Source organism: Streptomyces humi (assembly GCF_001005085.2).
Taxonomy (GTDB): Bacteria; Actinomycetota; Actinomycetes; order Streptomycetales; family Streptomycetaceae; genus Streptomyces; species Streptomyces humi.
Window position 1 is genome coordinate 61,241 of record NZ_LBMU02000070.1, and the last position, 17,612, is coordinate 78,852.

Consider the following 17,612-nt stretch of genomic DNA (forward strand, 5'->3'; position numbering starts at 1 on the left):
GCCGCAGGCCACACCGGCCCGGTCCCCTGGGTCGCCATGTACCACTCCGTGGGCGACCGTTCCGACGACCCGTACCGGATCACCGTCACCCCCGAACGGCTGGAGAAACAGCTGAGCTGGGTGCGCAGGCGTGGCCTGCGCGGGGTGTCGGTGGGCGAACTGCTGGCCGCCCGGGCGCGCGGCGCGGGGCGCCGGCTGGTGGGGCTGACCTTCGACGACGGGTACGCCGACTTCCTCGACCACGCGCTGCCGCTGCTCGACCGCTGGGGCTGCGGCGCGACCCTTTTCGTGCTGCCCGGCCGGCTCGGCGGCAACAACGCCTGGGATCCGCTCGGCCGGCGCAGACCGCTGCTCACCGCGGACGGGATCCGGCGGGCCGCGGCGGGCGGTGTGGAGATCGGTTCGCACGGGCTGACCCACGTCGACCTGACGCGGGCCGACGCGGACACGGTCCGGGCCGAGGTGGCCGGCAGCCGGGCGTTGCTGGAGGACCTGACCCAGTCCCCCGTGACCGGCTTCTGCTACCCCTACGGCGCCGTCGACCGGCGTGCCGTGGACGCGGTGCGGGACGCGGGATACGGCTACGCCTGCGCCATCGACCCCGGCGACCTGAACGGCGTGCACGCCCTGCCCCGCCTGCACATCGGCCAGAACGACAACGCCCTGCGCCTGTTCCTGAAGTACCGGCTGCACCGGCTGCGGCGCCGCCCGGTGGAGGGGGTGTGAATGAAGGCGCTGCACGTCATCACGGGGCTCGGGGTCGGCGGCGCGGAGCAGCAACTGCGGCTGCTCCTCCGCCACCTGCCGGTCCACTGTGATGTGGTCACGCTCACCAACCCCGGTCCGGTCGCGCACGGGCTGACCGCCGACGGGGTGCGGGTGGTCCATCTCGGGATGGCCGGGAACCGGGACCTGGCCGCGCTGCCCCGGCTGGTCCGGCTGATCCGCCGGGGCCGCTACGACCTCGTCCACACCCACCTGTACCGGGCCTGTCTGTACGGGCGGCTCGCCGCCCGTCTCGCGGGGGTCCGGGCCGTCGTCGCCACCGAGCACTCGCTCGGCGACTCACAGCTGGAAGGGCGTGAACTGACTCCCGGAGTAAGGGCGTTGTACCTCGCGGGCGAGCGGCTCGGCCGGTCCACCGTGGCCGTCACCCCCACCGTCGCCGAGCGGCTGCGCCGGTGGGGGGTGCCGGGGCCGCGGATCGAGGTCGTCCCGAACGGCATCGACCTGGAGCGCTTCCGCTTCGACCCGGCCGCCCGGCGGCGCACCCGGGCCCGCCTCGGGATCCCCGAGGACGCCTATGTCATCGGCGGGGTCGGACGGCTCGCGCCCGGCAAGCGGTTCGGGGTCGCGATCCGGGCGCTGGCCCAGCTCCCCGAGGACTGCCGGCTGCTGCTGGTGGGCGGGGGCCCGGAGGAGCACATCCTGCGCCGGGTCGCCGAGGCCGCCGGGGTCGCCGGCCGGGTGCTGTTCACCGGCGAACGCCCGTACGTCTCCGGCAGTCCTGAGGACCCCGACCTGCCCGCGCTCGCCGCCGCCATGGACGTCCTGGTCTCGCCGTCGGCCGAGGAGGCCTTCGGACTCGCGGTCGTCGAGGCGCTGGCCGCCGGACTGCCGGTGCTCTACACCTCCTGCCCCGCCGTCGAGGACCTGCCGCCCGCCGCCGCCCCGGGCGCCCGCCGGGTCCGGGGCGGGGCCGGTGCCTACGCCGAGGCGCTCGCCGCCGTCCGCGCCGCCGGACGTGGTCCGCGCACCGCGCCGGAGGCCGCCCGTCACTACTGCATCACCCGCAGCGCCGCCCAGCTCATGGACGTCTACGCGGCCGCACTCGCCACCTCATCCCAGGGAGTCAGTACGCCATGACCGAGAACCCCGTCCGAGCCCCCCGTCCCTTCGCCCGCAAGCTGCCGCCCTGGTCGGTGCTGGCGGCCGGGATCGTCGCCGGCGGCCTGCTGGGCGGCGCCTACGGCGTGGTCGAGCCGGCCACCTACACGGCGACCAGCTATGTCATCGCCGTCCCCACCGACCGGTCGGACACCGCCACCGCGCAGGGCTTCGCGCAGGCCTACGGCCGGGTCGCCACCCAGCTCGCGGTGCTCGGGGACGCGCAGCTGTGGGCCGGGGTGCCGGTGAACACCCTGCGGCAGAGCGTGCAGACGGAGACCTCGCCGGACGCGCCGATGGTCGCCGTCTCCGCGACCTCGCCGCACGCCCTTCAGGCCGCCGACATGGCGAACGCGGTCGCCCGCTCGCTCACCCAGCACGCCAACGACACCAAGGCCGACACCCACGTCGAACTCCTCCAGTTCTCCCGCGCCTCGAAGCCGACCTCGCCCACCTCGGCGTCCCCGAAGGTGACCGGTCTGGTGGGTGCGAGCGCGGGCGGGCTGCTGGCCGGCCTGGTGCTGCTGATGCGGCCCCGGCGCCGCCCGGAGGAGACCGCGCCGCAGGCCTCGGTGCCCGGTCCGGCCGTCGCCGCCGACGTACACGGCCAGCTGTGACGACGACGGCCCACCCGACGCTCGCCGCGCACACCACCGAACTCGTCACCGACGAGCGCGCCTTCGCCGCCCTGGCCCCCGCCTGGGGACGCCTCTACCAGCGGTGCGGCACGGCCACCCCGTTCCAGAGCCACGCCTGGCTGCACTCCTGGTGGCGCTCCTACGGCGTCCCGGGCCGGCTGCGGCTGATCCTGGTGCGGCACGGCGGTGAACTCGTCGGCGCGGCCCCGCTGATGCTGGTGCGCCGACCGCTGCCCGCGCTGGTGCCGCTGGGCGGGGCGATCTCGGACTACGCCGACGTGCTGCTCGCCGACGCCGACGACGGCCGGGCCGCGGCCGCCCTCACCGGGGAGCTGGCACGGGCGGCCCGGACGGCACTGATCGACTTCCGTGAGGTGCGGCCGGGCGGTGCGATGGAACGGGTCTACGACCGCTGGCGCGGGCCGTGCCGGAAGGTGCCCGACTCGCTGTGTCTGGAGCTGCCCGCCGTGTCGATGGACGAGCTGGTCACCCGGCTGCCGTCGAGCAAGGCCCAGCGGGTGCGCGCCAAGCTGCGCAAGCTGGGCTCGCTCGGGGTGCGCCGGGACGCCGTACCGCCGGAGGGCGTCGACGCGGCGCTCGGCCGGCTGCTCGACCTGCACCGGCTCCAGTGGCAGGGACGGAAGGTGACCACCGAGCACCTCCAGTCCCGGTTCCGGGAGCATCTGGTGCGCTCGGTCGGACCGATGGTGCGTTCCGGGGACGCGGTGGTCACCGAGTTCCGGCTCGACGACGAGGTGGTCGCCGTCGACCTCACCCTGCTGTCGCCGAGCCTGGCCGGCGGGTACCTCTACGGGGCGCATCCGGGACTGCGGGAGCGCAAGGCCGACGTGGCCGTGATGCTGCTGGACGCCTGTACCCAGCACACCGGCACCAGCGAGCGGGGCGCGCTGAGCCTGCTGCGCGGCGACGAGCCGTACAAGCATCACTGGCGCCCCCGGCCGGTCGTCAACCAGCGGCTGCTGCTGGCCCGGCGGCGCACCGCCCCGCTGCTGACGGCGGCACTGTGCGACGTCGCCGCCCGGCAGCGGGTCAAGGAGGTGCTGCGTCGTTGGAAGGAACACAGGGAACAGACGGAACACCGGCAGGACTAGTCCTCGTCGGACGACCACCAGTCGACGTCGAGGCAGAGCTCCCCGCCGAGCCAGTACTCGACCCAGTCGCCCAGGTCCATCGGCGCGCAGTCGGGCGCGGACACGGGGGTGGGCGTGGCGGTGGGCACGGGCGTCGGCGTCACCGCCGGCTTCGGGGTCGGGCTCAGGGCAGGGGCCGGGGTCGGGTTCGGCCTCGGGGTGCCGGTGCCCGGTGCGGGTGTGGGTGTGGGTGTCGGGGCCGGCGTGGTGGGTTCGGTTCTGCCGAACAGCTCGGAGCGGTAGACCCGCGACGAGCGCGGGTTGGCCGAGCACTGCCAGACCCCGTGCGGGCAGTAGTCGGTCACGGTGTTGTACAGCGGCTTGTGCTCGTCCATCCAGGCGAGCATCCGCCGCATGTACTCGGCGTTGTCACCGTTCCGGAAGAGGCCCCATTCCGGATAGGAAATGGGTTTTCCGTGGGCCTTCGCGAAATCCACGTGCTGCTGGAGTCCGTAGGGCTCCCGCACCTGTTCGTCGAAGGAGAGCCCGGACGGCTGGTCGTAGGAATCCATACCGATGACGTCGACCGTACGGTCCCCGGGATAACACTCCGTCCACGGGACGGCGTCCCGGCCCCGGCTCGGCGTGAAGTCGAACCGGAACCTCTGGCCCGGCACCGCGCGCATCGTGGTGACGATCCTGTTCCAGTACTTCTTCCACGCCTCCGGGTCGGGCCCGCAACGATGGGAGTAGGTGATGCCGTTCATCTCCCAGCCGAGCACGAGGACCGTGTCCGGCACCCGCAGCTCCACCAGCCGTTCGGCGAGGGCCCGGAAGTGCTGGTCGAACTCCCCGGCCGCGCCCTGCCGCAGCAGCGAGCGGACCTCGTCGTCCCCGAGACCGTCCTCGTTGTGTTCCTGCATGGGCACGTTCAGGACGAGCGTCCGGTCGGCCTTCTCCCGCCGCCAGTGTGCCCAGACGTCCAGGAAACCGGGGGCGCCCTCGATGTCGGACCAGCGGTCGCCGGGCAGGTAGGTGTGCGCGACCTTGAGCTCGGTGCCGCCCAGCCAGCCGCTCAGCTGCACCATGCGGGCCACCCCGAGCGGCCCGGAGTCGAGGAAGGCCCCGAAGGCCGGCGGAGCCGCCCCGGCGGGCTCGGCCGCGGACGGCGTGGGACGCGCCGGTACCGGCAGGGGAGCCGCCGACGGCGGGACGGACGTCGTGGGCGTGACGGCCGGGGTGGGCGTGGCGGCCGGTGTCGGGGGGACGACCCGCACCACGCCCGTGCCCGCGGCGAACCCGAGGCCGGCCGTCAGGGTCGCCGAGGCGACGACCGCCACCGCGACCACGGCCAGACGGGACGACCTGAACCCTGGCCGCTTTCTGTGCTGTGGAGCCATTCCTGCTCCTTTCTCCACCGGTACTGACACTCAGTCATATCAATATGAATTCCGCCAGTGCGGCTGCGGCTTTCGGGTGCCCCGAGCGTCCGCACGGGTGAACCGAATTGAAGGAAAAGGTCCGTGTCGCTGCTAGACATCCGAGTGCCCGCGGTTCTGCTGCGGATCGACCGGAATCCCTTTCACCACGGCACCCTGGGAGCCGTGCGCTCGCTCGGCAGGGCCGGGGTGGAGGTCCACGTGGTCGCCGACGCCACCGGAAGTCCGGTCCGCAGGTCGCGTTTCGTACGGCAGTTGCATCCGCCGCCGGCGCCGGACGCGTCCCCCGCCGAGATCGTGGCGGTGCTGCGCCGGGTGGCGGAGCGGATCGCCCGTCCGGCGGTGCTGATCCCGATGGACGACGCGAGCGCGATCGCGGTCGGCCGGTACCGCGAGGACCTCGCATCCGCGTACCTGCTGCCGCGGCAGCCCGGTGCGCTGCCCGAACGCGTCGCCGACAAGGCGGAGTTGGCCGCGGTGTGCGCGGCGGCCGGGATCCCGCACCCCGAGACGCTGGTCCCGGACGGCGCCGAGCAGGCGGCGGCCGCCGCGTGGCGGCTCGGGCTGCCGGTGGTCGCCAAGTGGAGCCGCCCCTGGCTGGTGCCGGCCGGGTCCGGGCTGCGCAGCACGGCCGTGGTGCGCTCGGCACGGGAGGCCCGGGAGCTGTTCGCGCGGACGGAGGAGGCGGGCAGCAGGCTGCTGCTCCAGGAGTTCCTGCCGCCGGGCCCGGACCGCGACTGGTTCTTCCACGGCTACGCCGACCGCACCGGCGCGGTGCGGGCGGGCGGGCCCGGCCGCAAGCAGCGGTCCTGGCCGCGCGACGCCGGACTGACCGCGGTGGGCCGGTGGACGCCCAACGACCAGGTCCAGGCGTCGGCCGAGCGGCTCGTCGGCGAACTGGGCTTCCGGGGCATCTTCGACCTGGACTTCCGGCGCTGCGGCAGCACCGGCCGCTACCACCTCCTCGACTTCAACCCCAGGCCGGGCGCCCAGTTCCGGCTCTTCGCCGACGGCACCGGCCTGGACGTCGTACGCGCCCAGCACCTGGACCTGACCCGCCGTCCGCTGCCGGCGGGGGTGCCACTGTCCGGGCGGGCGTTCGTGGTGGAGAACTACGCGCCGCTCAGCGCGCTGCGTCCGGCGCCGCGCGGCCGAGAACTGGCCTGGAGCGCGCCGGACGACCGGGGGCCGGGGCTGGCGATGTGGGCGCTGTGGGGCCGGCATGTGACGGACCGGCTGCTCGACCGGCTCCTGGACAGGCTGCGCCGCGCCACGGCGGCCCCGGTGCCGGATCCGCGCCCCGCAGTGGTCCGCCAGGCCGGGGAGCCCGCCGTGGCCGCCGCCCCGGCCGGGGAGCTCTCCGGGGTGTCCGGCCTGACCGACAGGTCCGACGACGGCACGGCGGGCAGCCGTTGATGTACGACCCCCGTACGACGCCGGTGACGGCGGCCGGCGGGGCGCCCGAGGCGAACCGGGGCTTCGGGTCGACCTGCCCTGTGCTGTTCACGGCCCGACCGGTCCCGGCGGCGGGCCGGGGCGTCCCGGCGGGGCGACGGGGGCGCACGCCGGGCGCGGTGGGAAGCTGACGGACGGGTGCCGGACGTTTGGGGCGTCCGGCACCCGTTCTCCGCTACGGGCGACGGGATGCGGCCCGGCCCCGGCGGAACAGGATCGCCCCACCCGCGATCAGCGCGGCGCTGACGGCCGAGGTCGCGATCATGGCCTCGCTGCCGGTGTGCGGCAGGGTGGGCCGGTGATGGTGGTGCCCATGGTGGTGGCCGTGGTGCGGCGGCTTCGGCGGCTGCGTGTAGGGAGGGGGCGACGTCGGCGGCTGCGTGGTGGGCGGCGGGGACGTCGGGGGTTTGGTGTGCGGGGGTTTGGTGTGCGGCGGTTTGGTGTGCGGAGGCGGGGACTCCTCGCCGTAGCCGGACGGGGTGTGGTCGCCGTACGCGGGCGGGGACTGCTGGCCGTGAGCGGGCGGGGTGTGCTCGCCGTAAGCGGGTGGGCTGTGGTCGCCGTAAGGAGGCGGGGTGTGGTCGCCGTACGCGGACGGGGACTCCTCGCCGTACGCGGACGGGGACTGGTCGCCGTAAGGGGGCGGGGCGTGGTCACCGTACGCGGACGGGGACTCCTCGCCGTACGCGGACGGGGACTCCTCGCCGTAGCCGGTGGGCGCCTTGTCGCCGTGGGCCGGGGGCGTCTCACGGTCGCCGGACGGCGGAGTGGTGCCGGACTCGCTGCCGGCGGACGCCTCGGCTCCGTGAACCGTGGCGCCGTCGCCCGGGCCGCCGTGGCCCGAGTCGTCCTGGCCGGCCTCCGCGCGGGCGGCCTCCTGGTGCACGGCCTGGACATGGTCGGCCACCTCGTGGGCGGCTTCGGCGGGGGCGGCCTCGGTCCGGTCGGCCGCCTCGGGGGCTGCCGCCTCGGGGGCTGCTGCCTCGGGGGCCGCCACCTCGTGAGCGGCCTCCGCCGGGGCGGCCACTTCGGGAGCCGCCGCCTCGGGAGCTGCTTCCGCCGGGGCGGCCGCCTCGGGAGCCGCGACTTCAGGAGCCGGGGCTTCAGGAGCCGGGGCTTCGGGCGCCGGGGCTTCGGGCGCCGGGGCTTCGGGGGCTGCCGCCTCGGGGGCGCGGTCGGTGGTGTGGTCGTCCGAACCCGAGCCGTTCGCACAGGAGTTGCCGCAGGCGTCGGCCGGAACACTCGCCGGGTCACGGGCGTCGCTACCGGACACGACACCCGGCTGGCCGGCTGCGGCCCCGGTCGCGTCCGTGCCGGCGAGCGCGGGACTGCCGTACAGGGACAGAATGCTCGTCGCGGCGGCGGCCGCGAGCATTCCCCTGCTGAGGGTCTGTCGCAATCTCGTTGTCTTCCTGCTTGAAGAAGTGGGAAAGCCGGCCTCGGAACGCGGATGCAAAGGATCGACGGTCCGAGGCCGGCCATGACACAGCCGGGGGGCTGGTGCGGTGTGTGTGACGCCGTCAGTCGTTGGCGCAGGCGTTGGCGAGCGCCGGGTCCAGCAGCGCGATGACGTCGACGGTGTCGCCGCAGACCTCGACCGGGACGTGGACCGGGACCTCGATCACGTTGCCGGAGACGGCGCCCGGGGAGTTGGTGGCGGCACCCTGCGCACCCGCGTCGGCGAAGGCCGGGACGGCACCGCCCAGCGCCAGGATCACGCCGGCGACCACAGCAGCGGTCTTCTTCATGAACTTTCCCTTCTCTGCGGTCATGCCCGTGTGTCGGCCGAAGCCGAGCGAGCACAGCATGAACGGCTCGCACCATGACCGGCAGGCTGTAGAACGAGGAATAGACAGCCGGAGAAACTATGGAACGCGCGCCGTCGGTTAATTCACTCGAACGCCTTCACAGAATTGACACAAAGAGCGGAAACGCTTCTTCTGACAGCGGGAATTATCCGGACACGACGAAAGCCCGCCCGGGCGGCGCATGAACGCGCACCGCCCGGACGGGCTTTTCGGGACCGGGGTCACTGGTTGGCGACGCCGTTGGCCGCGAGGACCGCGATGTCGTCCAGCACGTGCGACGCCGGCTCGTCACCCTTGGCCTGGGTGGAGTTCTCGGCGCACTGCTGGTTCTGCGGCGCGGACAGGACCGGGATGTCCTGGGCCACCCCGACGGCCGCGATGAGACCGAGGATCCCCTGGGCGTTCGCCTTCACCGGGAGGCCGACACAGAGCTTGTTGAGCGAGCTCTGGACCAGGGTGGCCTGCGGGCTCATCTTGCCCTTGGTCACCTGGTTGCCGAACGTCTCGCGGGCGCCGTTGCCACTGGCGGAGGTGGTGCCGTGGTCGTTCCCGGTGGCAAGCGCCTGGGGGGCTGCCGCCGCCGACACACCTACGACGGACACGGCGACCGCCGCCGCGGCCATTGCCTTCTTCAGCATTTCGCTTTTCCTTTCCTGGCTCCAGGCCAAGACGGACGTTCCTGCCCGGCATCAACCGCTCGCAACCCGAATGGTTGCGGCGCGATCCGGCACGTCACCCGTTCGGACCGCCCCCCTCCCGCAATTCCCCGGGAATCCGGGCCCGGCGCCGCATCGGGGGATTACCGTCCGGTGGGCCATTGGAGTGAAGCGGAGCAACCAAACGGAACACGCGCAGTTGACCAGTGCGCTCCGGTGGACGGGGTGTCCTCAGAAGGGAACTGACAAGTGATCAAGAAGGTTCTGGCCGCCGCCGCTGTCGCCGCCTCCGTCGTCGGCGTCTCCGCTGCCGCCGCCGCGCCGGCCCTGGCCACCGGCAACGACCACGGCACCACCTCCTTCAGTGGCAACGACGCCCAGCAGGCGTTCGGCAACTCCGCCACGTTCGGCAACATGAGCCCCCAGATGGCGCTCATCCAGGGCTCCTTCAACAAGCCCTGCATCGGCCTCCCGGCGAAGCTGAACCTCCAGGGGCTGGCCGGCCTGGGCGCCGTCGGCGTCCTCCAGGACGTGCCGATCCTGTCCGCGCCGCAGAACCAGCAGTGCGTGGAGAACTCCACCCAGGCCAAGGGCGACGAGCCGCTGTCGCACATCCTGGACGACATCTCGGCGCTGTCCGCGAACGGCACCGGCAACAAGTAAGTCCGGAAGCTCTCCGGGCCCCTGCGCGAGGGCGCCAGTCGAATGATCGCACTGCGCTACGCCAATCGGGGCAAACCACGCAACCCAGGCGGGTCCGCGGCCGTTGACGATCACGCAGCTCCTCCCCGGAGTCCGCCTTTCGAAAGGGAACCAACATGAAGAAGCTGTGGGCAACCGCGGCTGTCGCCGTCACCGTCGCCGGATTCGCCGCCACGGCCGCCCCCCAGGCCCTGGCCACCGGCAACGACAACGGCACCACCTCCCTCAGCGGCAACGACGCCAAGTCGGAGTTCGGCAACTCGGCCACGTTCGGCGACATGAGCCCGCAGCTCTCGCTGGTCCAGGGCTCGCTGAACAAGCCGTGCATCGGTCTCCCGGCGAAGGCGAACCTCCAGGGTCTGGTCGGTGCGGTCGCCGTCGGCGTCGCCCAGGACGTGCCGATCCTGTCCGCGCCGCAGAACCAGCAGTGCGTGGAGAACTCCACCCAGGCCAAGGGCGACGAGCCGCTGTCGCACATCCTGGACGACATCGCTGCCCTCTCGGCGAACGGCACCGGCAACAAGTAGGTCCGGAAGCCCAGCGGGCGGCGGGTCACCGGTTCTCCGGTGGCCCGCCGCCTTCGTCGTGCCGGTCACTCCCCCGGTCACTCCCCCGGTCATCCCCCCGGTCACTTCCGGTACAGCGCCTCGATCTCGGCCCTGTAGCGGGCGGTCACCGCGTGCCGTCTGACCTTCAGGGACGGCGTGAGCAGGCCGTTGTCCTCGCTGAACTCGCCCTCGACGAGCGCGAAGGAGCGGATCGACTCGGCCCGGGAGACGGCCTGGTTGGCGTGGTCGACGGCCTTCTGCACCTCGGCCCGCATCCGGTCGTCGCGCACCAGCTCGGCGAGCGGGGTGTCCGGCGGCAGCTTCCGTACGGACAGCCAGTGGGCGACCGCCTCCGGATCGAGGGTGATCAGCGCGGCGACGAAGGGCCGGTTGTCGCCGACCACCAGGCACTGCCCGACGGGCGCCCGGCTGCGCAGCCGGTCCTCCAGGACGGCCGGCGAGACGTTCTTGCCGCCGGAGGTGACCAGGATGTCCTTCTTCCGGCCGGTGATGGTGAGATAGCCGTCGGCGTCGAGCGATCCGAGGTCGCCGGTCGCGAACCAGCCGTCCGCCGCCAGCACTTCTGCGGTGGCGGCCGGATCGTTCCAGTACGCCCCGAAGACCACCGGCCCCTTGATCAGCACCTCGCCGTCGTCGGCGATCCGGACGGCCGTGCCGGGCACGGGCTGTCCGACGGTGCCGGGACGGGGCGCCAGCGGCGGCACGACGGTGGCGGCGGCACTGGTCTCGGTCAGGCCGTAACCCTCGTAGACGACGATCCCGGCGGCCTGGAAGAAGAGGTTGAGGTCTCGGTCGAGCGGGGAACCGCCGCTGATCGCGTACCGCATCCGGCCGCCGAGTTCCTTGCGGATACGGCGGTAGACCAGCAGGTCGTAGAGCGCCCAGGCGGCGTACAGTCCGGGTCCGGGGCCCTTGGCCCCGCGGCCGTCCTTCCCGCTGCGGCCGCCCGTGCCGAGGAACTTCTCCAGGTAGGCCTCGGCGAAGCGCACGCCGATCCGCTCGGCGCGGTCGAAGGAGGCGGCCCGGCCGATCCTCTCGGCGGTGGCCCGGCCCGTGTCGTGGATCTTCTCGAAGAGATACGGCACCCCGACCAGGAACGTCGGCCTGAACTCCCTGAGCGCGGGCCGCAGTTCGTCCGGCTTCACGCTCGGGAAGTGGCCCATCTCGATGCGGCCCATCAGACAGGCGATCTGGAGGGTGCGGCCCAGGATGTGGGCGAGCGGGAGGAACAGCAGAGTGGACGCGGTGCGGCCGGTGACCGCCTGGAAGACGGGGTGCAGCAGTTCGACCGTGTTGGCGGCCTCGGCGTGCAGGTTGGCGTGGGTGAGGACACAGCCCTTGGGACGGCCGGTGGTGCCGGAGGTGTAGCAGACGGTGGCGACCGTGTCGGGGGTGAGGGCGGCACGACGCTTGGCGACCTCCTCGGCGGGGACGTCCCGGCCGAGGGCGCTGAGCTCGGTGACGGCGCCCGCGTCGAGTTCCCAGATCCGGGGGGTCCCCGGGTGGGCGGCGGTGCCGGCGACGACGGTGGCCGTGTGCTGCGGGGTCTCGGTGACGACGTGCCGGGCACCGGAGTCCCGGACGATCCAGTCGACCTGGGCCGCGGCCGAGGTGGGGTACACGGGGACGGTCACGCCGCCCGCCGCCCAGACGGCGAAGTCGAGGACCGTCCACTCGTAGCGGGTGCGGGACATGACGGCCACGCGGTCGCCTGCGGCGACGCCTGCGGCGATCAGCCCCTTGGCGACGGAGGTCACCTGAGCGGCGAAGTCCTGCGCGGTGACCGGGCCGCCGGGGCGCCGTAGAGCCGTGGCGTCGGGATTCTCGGTGGCGTTGGTGTAGGGGAGGTCCGCGAGGGAGCCGGTGGTGAGGGGTGGGGCCAGGGGTTCCCGGTGCACCTCCCGTACGACTCCCTCCGCGTCCCTGGTGACCCGGACCCTGCCGCGGTCGGCCAAGTCGGTGCGTTGTCTTGCCCGTCTGAGGTCCTTGCGTACGCCCATGGGGCGTCAACTTACTCGTAAGTAAGGTCGGGTCAACGGGCTGGGCGGCTTCAGTTCCGGGCGCGGCCCTGACAGGGCGTTTCAGCCGGCCTCCTGGATGGCCCTCGCGAGGTCCGCCACGTCCTTGTCCTCCGTCACCTTGGCCAAAGTCGCGGCCCTGGCCTGAAGCCTGCCCAGACTCTGGCTGCCCGGGATGTCGTAGTCCCCGCCCGCCAGTGCGTCCGCGAAGTAGGCCGCCACCGCTGTCACCTGGAAGCGGGGGGACGCCGACCAGACGCTGTCGTGCAGGGCCGCCGTCTCCATCGAGCCCGTGTTCTCGTGCGGGGTGCGGGTGTCGGGGTCCAGCCAGCGCACCGTGGCGGTGGCCAGGTGGCCGTCCGTGCCGGGGTTGGTGCGGACGGCGTAGAGCGCGGTGACCGTGTGGCCGGGACCTGTCTCGCCGCCGTCGACCTGGTCGTTGCGGAAGTCCTCGTCGGCGACCTTGCGGTCCTGGTAGCCGATCAGGCGGAACTCGGCGACCGTGTGCGGGTCGAAGGCGACCTGGGCCTTGGCGTCCCGGGCCACCAGGTCGATGTTCTCCGGCAGTTGCCGGCAGAAGACGTCGGTCGCGGTGGCGGTGTCCGAGACGTACGCCGTGTGCCCGTCGCCCTTGTCGGCCAGGCGTTCCATCAGCGCGTCGCCGTAGTCGCTGCCGACTCCCACGCCGAACAGGGTGATGCCGTACTCGCGGCGGTCGCCGTCGATGCGCCGGAGGATGGCGTCCGGGTCCGTCTCGCCGTCGTTGGCGAGGGCGTCGGAGATCAGCACGACGCGGTTGGTGGCGTCCTTGCGCAGGCCCTCGACGGCGGTGGCGTAGCCGGTCTCCACGCCCTCGCCGAGGTTGGTCGAGTAGCGGGCCCGCAGCCGGTCCACGGCGCGGTGGATCTCGGTGCGGTGGCCGCCGAGGCGGGTCATCGGCAGGACCGTCTCCGCGTGTTCGCTGAAGGTGACGATCGCCACCGAGTCGTCGTCGCGCAGCCGGTCGGTCATCGTGTCCAGGGACTTCTTGGCGAGGTCGAGGCGGCCGGGCTCGTCCATGGAGCCGGAGACGTCGATGACGAACGTCAGGGCGGCCGGGGGGCGTTCGGTGCCGTCGGCAGGGCGGGTGGTGAGGCCGACGCGGACCAGGGACCAGTCCGGCCGGCTGGTGCGGGCGCCGTCGACGGTGACCGAGAAGCCGTTGTGCTCGGGGGCGCGGTAGTCCTGGCGGAAGCTGTTGACGAACTCCTCGGGCCGGATGGTGGAGGGGTCGGGACGGCCGCCGTCGGCGAGGATCCGGCGGGCGTAGCCGTAGGAGGCGGTGTCGACGTCGAGGGCGAAGGTGGAGAGGTGGCCGGAGGACGGGGCGGTGCCGGACGAGGTGGGTCCGTCGCCCCGCGCCTGGGAGGGGGCCGGGAGACCCTTGCTGTGGCTCGGGCCGTTGGCGTGGTCCTCGCCGGCGCCGCACGCCGTCAGCAGCAGCGCGCCCGCGGCGGCGACGGCGAGCAGTGACCCGCAGGTCTGTCGGCGGGTCCGGTGTCGGTCCGTCATGAGTACCCCCTGTGCCGGTCGGAGTCGACTTCCTGGCTTGTCGTCGACTCTGACGGCGCAGGCGCCCGGAACGTGCGCTCCGATGCGTTGCGGATGGATCTCGAACGGGCCACGGACCAGGGCTTTCGAGTCCGGAGGGAGATCGTCCGGTGATCTGGGGGAAACCCCCTAGGACACCACGTCCTTGCGGGCGAACCCCCGGAAGGCCAGGGCGAACAGGACCAGGGCGTACGTCACGGAGACCGCGGTGCCCTGGATCATGCCGGACCACTCGGGGTGCGGCTGTACGGCGTCCGCCCAGGCGAACTGCCAGTGCGCGGGCAGGAAGTCGCGCCAGTGGCCGAGGGCGGTGACCGCGTCCAGGACGTTGCCGACGATGGTCAGGCCGACGGCGCCGCCGACCGCGCCGAGCGGTGCGTCGGTCTTCGTGGACAGCCAGAACGCCAGCCCGGCGGTGACCAGTTGGGACAGGAAGATGTACGCGACCACGACCGCGAGGCGCTGGCCCGCGGTGGCGGTGTCCAGCGCGCCGCCGGTGGGGATCTGGAGCGGCCCCCAGCCGTAGGCGGCGGTGCCGACGGCCAGGGCGACCAGCGGCAGCAGGATCATCGCGGCGAGGCTGAGGCCGAGCGCGACGACCAGCTTGGACCAGAGCAGCCGGGCCCTCGGCACGGGCGCGGCGAGCAGGTAACGCAGGGAGGACCAGCCGGCCTCGGAGGCGACCGTGTCCCCGCAGAACAGGGCGACCGGGATGACCAGCAGGAAGCCCGCCGAGACGAACAGGTTGACCGCGGCGAAGTTGGCGCCCGACGCGGTGGCTGTGTCCAGGAGGGTGACCTGGCCGTTCTCCCGGCCCGGTTGCCCGCCGATCGCGAACGCTATGAGCAGCACGAACGGCAGTACGGCCAGGATGCCACCCATGACCAGCGTCCGGCGCCGCTTGAACTGGCGGACCAGTTCGACGCGCAGGGGCAGGGTGCGGCCCGCCCGGTAGCCGGAGGCGACCGCGGCGTTCTCGGTGACGGTGCTCATGCGGAACCTCCGATCAGGGTCAGGAAGGCGTCTTCGAGCCGGCGGTGCGGGCCAACCGAGGCCACCTGGACGTCGAGCCGTACGAGTTCGGCGACCAGGTGCGGGGCGCTGCCGCCGGGCTCCATGCGGACGAGCAGACCGTCGTCGGTGCGGGTCACCGTGGCGACGCCGGGCAGCGCGGCGACCTTCTCCACGACGGGTTCCTCCACGGGGGTGCCGGTGCCGACCAGGAGGGTGTCCCCGGAGCCGACGATCTCGGCGACCGGGCCGGCCTGTATCAGCCGGCCGCGGTCCATCACCACTAGGTGGGTGCAGGACTGCTCGACCTCGGCGAGGAGGTGGCTGGAGACGATCACCGTCCGGCCGGCGGCCGCGTAGCGGATCATCACCTCGCGCATCTCACGGATCTGCGGCGGGTCGAGGCCGTTGGTCGGTTCGTCGAGGATGAGCAGGTCCGGCAGGCCGAGCATGGCCTGGGCGATGGCGAGGCGTTGGCGCATGCCCTGGGAGTACGTGCGGACCGCGCGGGCCAGTGCGTCGCCGAGGCCCGCGATCTCCAGGGCCTCCTCCAGGTGGGCGTCCTCGGGCGGGCGGCCGGTGGCCTGCCAGTACAGCTCCAGGTTCTCCCGGCCGGACAGGTGCGGCAGGAAGCCCGCGCCCTCCACGAAGGCGCCGACCCGGGAGAGCACGGGCGCGCCGGGGCGGACGGCGTGTCCGAAGACCCGGATCTCGCCGCCGTCCGGCTTGATCAGGCCCATCAGCATGCGCAGTGTGGTGGTCTTGCCCGCGCCGTTGGGGCCGAGGAGGCCGAGGACCTGGCCCTGTTCGACGCGGAAGGACAGCTCCCGTACCGCGTACCGGTCGGTGGAGCGTGCGTAGCGCTTGCTCAGGTCCGTTATCTGGAGCGGGACTTCGGCGAGTGCCGGGGCGGGGGGCTGGGTGGCGGTCCGGCGGCGGCCGGTGAGCAGCAGGGCCAGGGCGGCCAGCGCGCCGGCCAGCGGCAGCCACCACACCCAGGCGGGCAGCGGTGCGGCGGCCGTGTCCACCTGGGGTGCCGTCGGCACGCTCAGGGGGCTCTTGAGGGAGACGGTGTAGGTGGCCGGGGCGGTCGGGGAGGCGTAGCCGAGGTCGGTGGAGGCGAGGACGAGGCGCAGCCGGTGGCCCTTCTGGACCTCGTGGTCGATGGCCGGGAGGGTGATGGTGACGTCCTTGCCGGCCTTGGCGCCCGTGACCCGGACCGGGGCGACCAGCTGGGCGGGCAGCACCTGCTGGGTGCCGTCGGGGCCGACGTCGTACACCTTGCCGAAGAGGACGGCGTCGTCGCTGGTCGAGGTGAGGTGGACGGTGGCCGTGGGGGTGCCGGTGATCTGCACGTTGTCGGCGACCGGTGCCGAGTCGAAACGGGCGTACTGGCCGGGGAAGTCCAGGGATACGCCGACGCCGAGGGAGGAGAGCTGGGCGAGTCCGCCGCCGCCGAGGCCGGGCAGCGCGGAGACGCCGGGCGGGCTGGCGCCGGCCGGGTTCTGGACGCGCTGGGTGCCGCCCTTGAGGGCGATGTCGCGCCGGTCGCCCGTCAGGCCCGGGTAGCTGTCGGCGGTCGCGCCGCGCAGCTGGGCCGTGCCGTTGGTGGAGTCGACGCCGCCCGTGCGGGTGATCCGGAAGGCCGGGCCGGTGTCGGTGGCCTTGTCGCCCTTCAGGTACCGGTCGAACCAGGAGGTCACGCGGGCCTCGACGCGGCCGGTCTCCAGGTCGCCGCCGTCGTGGCCGCCGGCGATCCAGTCGACGTCGACGGGGGCGCCGTTGGCCTTGACGGCCTTCGCCGCCGCGTCCGACTGGGAGAGGGTGAACAGGGAGTCGGTCTGGCCCTGGAAGAGCAGGGTCGGCACCTTGATGCGGCTCGCGACGGCCGACGGGGAGCGTTCTTCGAGGAGCCTGACCGCGGCGGCGTCCGGCTTGCCCGCCTCGGCGACCCGGTCGTACATCGCGCACAGCTCGGGCTGGAACCGCGCGCAGCCGCCGCCGGTGTTGAAGAAGATGCCGGCCCAGAGCTTCTTGAAGACGCCGTCCGGGAACAGGGCGTCCGCGAGGTTCCAGTACGTGATCGACGGGGCGATGGCGTCGACGCGGTCGTCGTGTCCGGCGGTGAGGAGGGAGATCGCGCCGCCGTAGGAGCCGCCGGCCATGCCGACGCGGGGGTCGCCGGGTTTGTCCAGCTGTACCTGGGGCTGCTTCGCCAGCCAGTCGATGAGCCGGGAGACGTCGGCGACCTCGCCCTTCGGGTCGTTGAGGCCGATCTTTCCGGTGGACCTGCCGAAGCCGCGGGCGGACCAGGTGAGGACCGCGTAGCCGTCGCGGGCGAGGTCCTCGGCCTCGGCGCGCATGTCGTCCTTGCTGCCGCCGAAGCCGTGGGCGAGGAGGACCGCGGGGCGCCGGCCGGTGCCGGCGGTGGTGAAGAACGAGGTGTCCAGACGCACCCCGTCCACCGCCATGACCTTGTCGGCCCGGTGCACCGCCGGTGTGTCGTCGGTGGCGGCGACGGCCGTCCATGTGCCGGTGCCGACCAGCACCACGACGGCGGCCGCGGCGGGCAGTAGCCGTCGCGGCCGCCGGAGCAGGGCTCGCCAGGCGGGCAGTCGAAGATCCATGCCTCAACGGTACGGCGCGGGACCGACAACGGATGCCGACGATGGGCTGAACAGCGGGCCATCCCCGAGGAGTACGGGCCCGCACCGCGTACTTCAGGCGCGGTACGCCGGGTCGGTCACG

Annotated in this window: 15 protein-coding genes; 7 read left to right on the plus strand and 8 right to left on the minus strand. The window is 73.1% G+C overall.

From position 1 onward, the window contains the following. Positions 1–36 precede the first annotated feature (36 nt). Genes AAW13_RS28470 through AAW13_RS28485 form a run of 4 tightly spaced genes read left to right on the plus strand, consistent with a single transcriptional unit; the run spans position 37 to position 3,637 of the window. Positions 37–726: a polysaccharide deacetylase family protein gene (locus tag AAW13_RS28470; protein ID WP_046731515.1), complete on the plus strand. Its 690-nt coding sequence runs from the start codon at positions 37–39 to the stop codon at positions 724–726. Beyond that, a complete protein-coding gene (locus AAW13_RS28475; RefSeq protein ID WP_046731514.1) occupies positions 727–1,866 on the plus strand; it encodes a glycosyltransferase in 1,140 nt (379 codons plus the stop codon). Then, on the plus strand, positions 1,863–2,504 hold the full coding sequence (locus AAW13_RS47045; protein ID WP_046731513.1) for a YveK family protein: 642 nt from the start codon (positions 1,863–1,865) through the stop codon (positions 2,502–2,504). Before AAW13_RS28475 ends, AAW13_RS47045 begins: the two co-directional genes overlap by 4 nt. After that, on the plus strand, positions 2,501–3,637 hold the full coding sequence (locus tag AAW13_RS28485) for a GNAT family N-acetyltransferase (RefSeq protein WP_046731512.1): 1,137 nt from the start codon (positions 2,501–2,503) through the stop codon (positions 3,635–3,637). The genes AAW13_RS47045 and AAW13_RS28485 overlap by 4 nt, the downstream gene beginning before the upstream one ends. Here AAW13_RS28485 and AAW13_RS28490 read toward each other — a convergent pair. Continuing rightward, positions 3,634–5,016, minus strand: a complete 1,383-nt coding sequence (locus tag AAW13_RS28490) for a glycoside hydrolase family 26 protein (RefSeq protein ID WP_046731511.1) — start codon at positions 5,014–5,016, stop codon at positions 3,634–3,636. The genes AAW13_RS28485 and AAW13_RS28490 overlap by 4 nt on opposite strands. Before the next feature lie 123 nt (positions 5,017–5,139). Between AAW13_RS28490 and AAW13_RS28495 the strand changes: the two genes are divergently transcribed. Continuing rightward, on the plus strand, positions 5,140–6,471 hold the full coding sequence (locus AAW13_RS28495; RefSeq protein WP_046731510.1) for a carboxylate--amine ligase: 1,332 nt from the start codon (positions 5,140–5,142) through the stop codon (positions 6,469–6,471). 214 nt (positions 6,472–6,685) lie between these two features. Here AAW13_RS28495 and AAW13_RS45100 read toward each other — a convergent pair whose 3' ends face one another. The 3 genes from AAW13_RS45100 to AAW13_RS28510 form a co-directional block, all read right to left on the minus strand. Next, entirely contained in the window at positions 6,686–7,909 is a 1,224-nt protein-coding gene (locus AAW13_RS45100) for an LPXTG cell wall anchor domain-containing protein (protein WP_240528766.1), read from the minus strand. A 121-nt stretch (positions 7,910–8,030) separates the two neighbouring features. Then, on the minus strand, positions 8,031–8,258 hold the full coding sequence (locus tag AAW13_RS28505; RefSeq protein WP_046731541.1) for a chaplin: 228 nt from the start codon (positions 8,256–8,258) through the stop codon (positions 8,031–8,033). Between the two features lie 281 nt (positions 8,259–8,539). Further along, entirely contained in the window at positions 8,540–8,956 is a 417-nt protein-coding gene (locus tag AAW13_RS28510; RefSeq protein ID WP_046731509.1) for a rodlin, read from the minus strand. A 267-nt stretch (positions 8,957–9,223) separates the two neighbouring features. Between AAW13_RS28510 and AAW13_RS28515 the strand changes: the two genes are divergently transcribed. Further along, complete coding sequence (locus tag AAW13_RS28515; protein WP_046731508.1) at positions 9,224–9,637, plus strand: rodlin; 414 nt, start codon at positions 9,224–9,226, stop codon at positions 9,635–9,637. 155 nt (positions 9,638–9,792) lie between these two features. Further along, positions 9,793–10,203 carry a rodlin gene (locus AAW13_RS28520; RefSeq protein ID WP_046731507.1) on the plus strand — a complete coding sequence of 137 codons (411 nt, stop codon included), beginning with the start codon at positions 9,793–9,795 and terminating at the stop codon, positions 10,201–10,203. Positions 10,204–10,304: 101 nt separating this feature from the next. Here AAW13_RS28520 and AAW13_RS28525 read toward each other — a convergent pair whose 3' ends face one another. The 4 genes from AAW13_RS28525 to AAW13_RS28540 all read right to left on the minus strand — a co-directional run bounded on the left by AAW13_RS28525 (position 10,305) and on the right by AAW13_RS28540 (position 17,491). Further along, positions 10,305–12,245 (minus strand): AMP-dependent synthetase/ligase, encoded by a 1,941-nt coding sequence (locus AAW13_RS28525; protein WP_046731506.1) that lies wholly within the window; start codon positions 12,243–12,245, stop codon positions 10,305–10,307. Between the two features lie 81 nt (positions 12,246–12,326). Continuing rightward, a complete protein-coding gene (locus AAW13_RS28530; RefSeq protein ID WP_046731505.1) occupies positions 12,327–13,814 on the minus strand; it encodes a vWA domain-containing protein in 1,488 nt (495 codons plus the stop codon). Between the two features lie 168 nt (positions 13,815–13,982). Next, positions 13,983–14,846, minus strand: coding sequence for an ABC transporter permease (locus AAW13_RS28535; protein ID WP_046731504.1), 864 nt, complete (start codon positions 14,844–14,846; stop codon positions 13,983–13,985). Next, positions 14,843–17,491 (minus strand): CocE/NonD family hydrolase, encoded by a 2,649-nt coding sequence (locus AAW13_RS28540; RefSeq protein WP_046731503.1) that lies wholly within the window; start codon positions 17,489–17,491, stop codon positions 14,843–14,845. Before AAW13_RS28540 ends, AAW13_RS28535 begins: the two co-directional genes overlap by 4 nt. Between the last annotated feature and the right edge of the window lie 121 nt (positions 17,492–17,612).

Bases quoted from the DNA above. Each gene is read 5' to 3' on its own strand.
- AAW13_RS28505 (WP_046731541.1), bottom strand. From the start codon at position 8,258: ATGAAGAAGACCGCTGCTGTGGTCGCCGGCGTGATCCTGGCGCTGGGC.
- AAW13_RS28530 (WP_046731505.1), bottom strand. From the start codon at position 13,814: ATGACGGACCGACACCGGACCCGCCGACAGACCTGCGGGTCACTGCTC.
- AAW13_RS28470 (WP_046731515.1), top strand. From the start codon at position 37: ATGTACCACTCCGTGGGCGACCGTTCCGACGACCCGTACCGGATCACC.
- AAW13_RS28490 (WP_046731511.1), bottom strand. From the start codon at position 5,016: ATGGCTCCACAGCACAGAAAGCGGCCAGGGTTCAGGTCGTCCCGTCTG.
- AAW13_RS28520 (WP_046731507.1), top strand. From the start codon at position 9,793: ATGAAGAAGCTGTGGGCAACCGCGGCTGTCGCCGTCACCGTCGCCGGA.
- AAW13_RS28525 (WP_046731506.1), bottom strand. From the start codon at position 12,245: ATGGGCGTACGCAAGGACCTCAGACGGGCAAGACAACGCACCGACTTG.
- AAW13_RS28535 (WP_046731504.1), bottom strand. From the start codon at position 14,846: ATGAGCACCGTCACCGAGAACGCCGCGGTCGCCTCCGGCTACCGGGCG.
- AAW13_RS47045 (WP_046731513.1), top strand. From the start codon at position 1,863: ATGACCGAGAACCCCGTCCGAGCCCCCCGTCCCTTCGCCCGCAAGCTG.
- AAW13_RS28540 (WP_046731503.1), bottom strand. From the start codon at position 17,491: ATGGATCTTCGACTGCCCGCCTGGCGAGCCCTGCTCCGGCGGCCGCGA.
- AAW13_RS28475 (WP_046731514.1), top strand. From the start codon at position 727: ATGAAGGCGCTGCACGTCATCACGGGGCTCGGGGTCGGCGGCGCGGAG.
- AAW13_RS28510 (WP_046731509.1), bottom strand. From the start codon at position 8,956: ATGCTGAAGAAGGCAATGGCCGCGGCGGCGGTCGCCGTGTCCGTCGTA.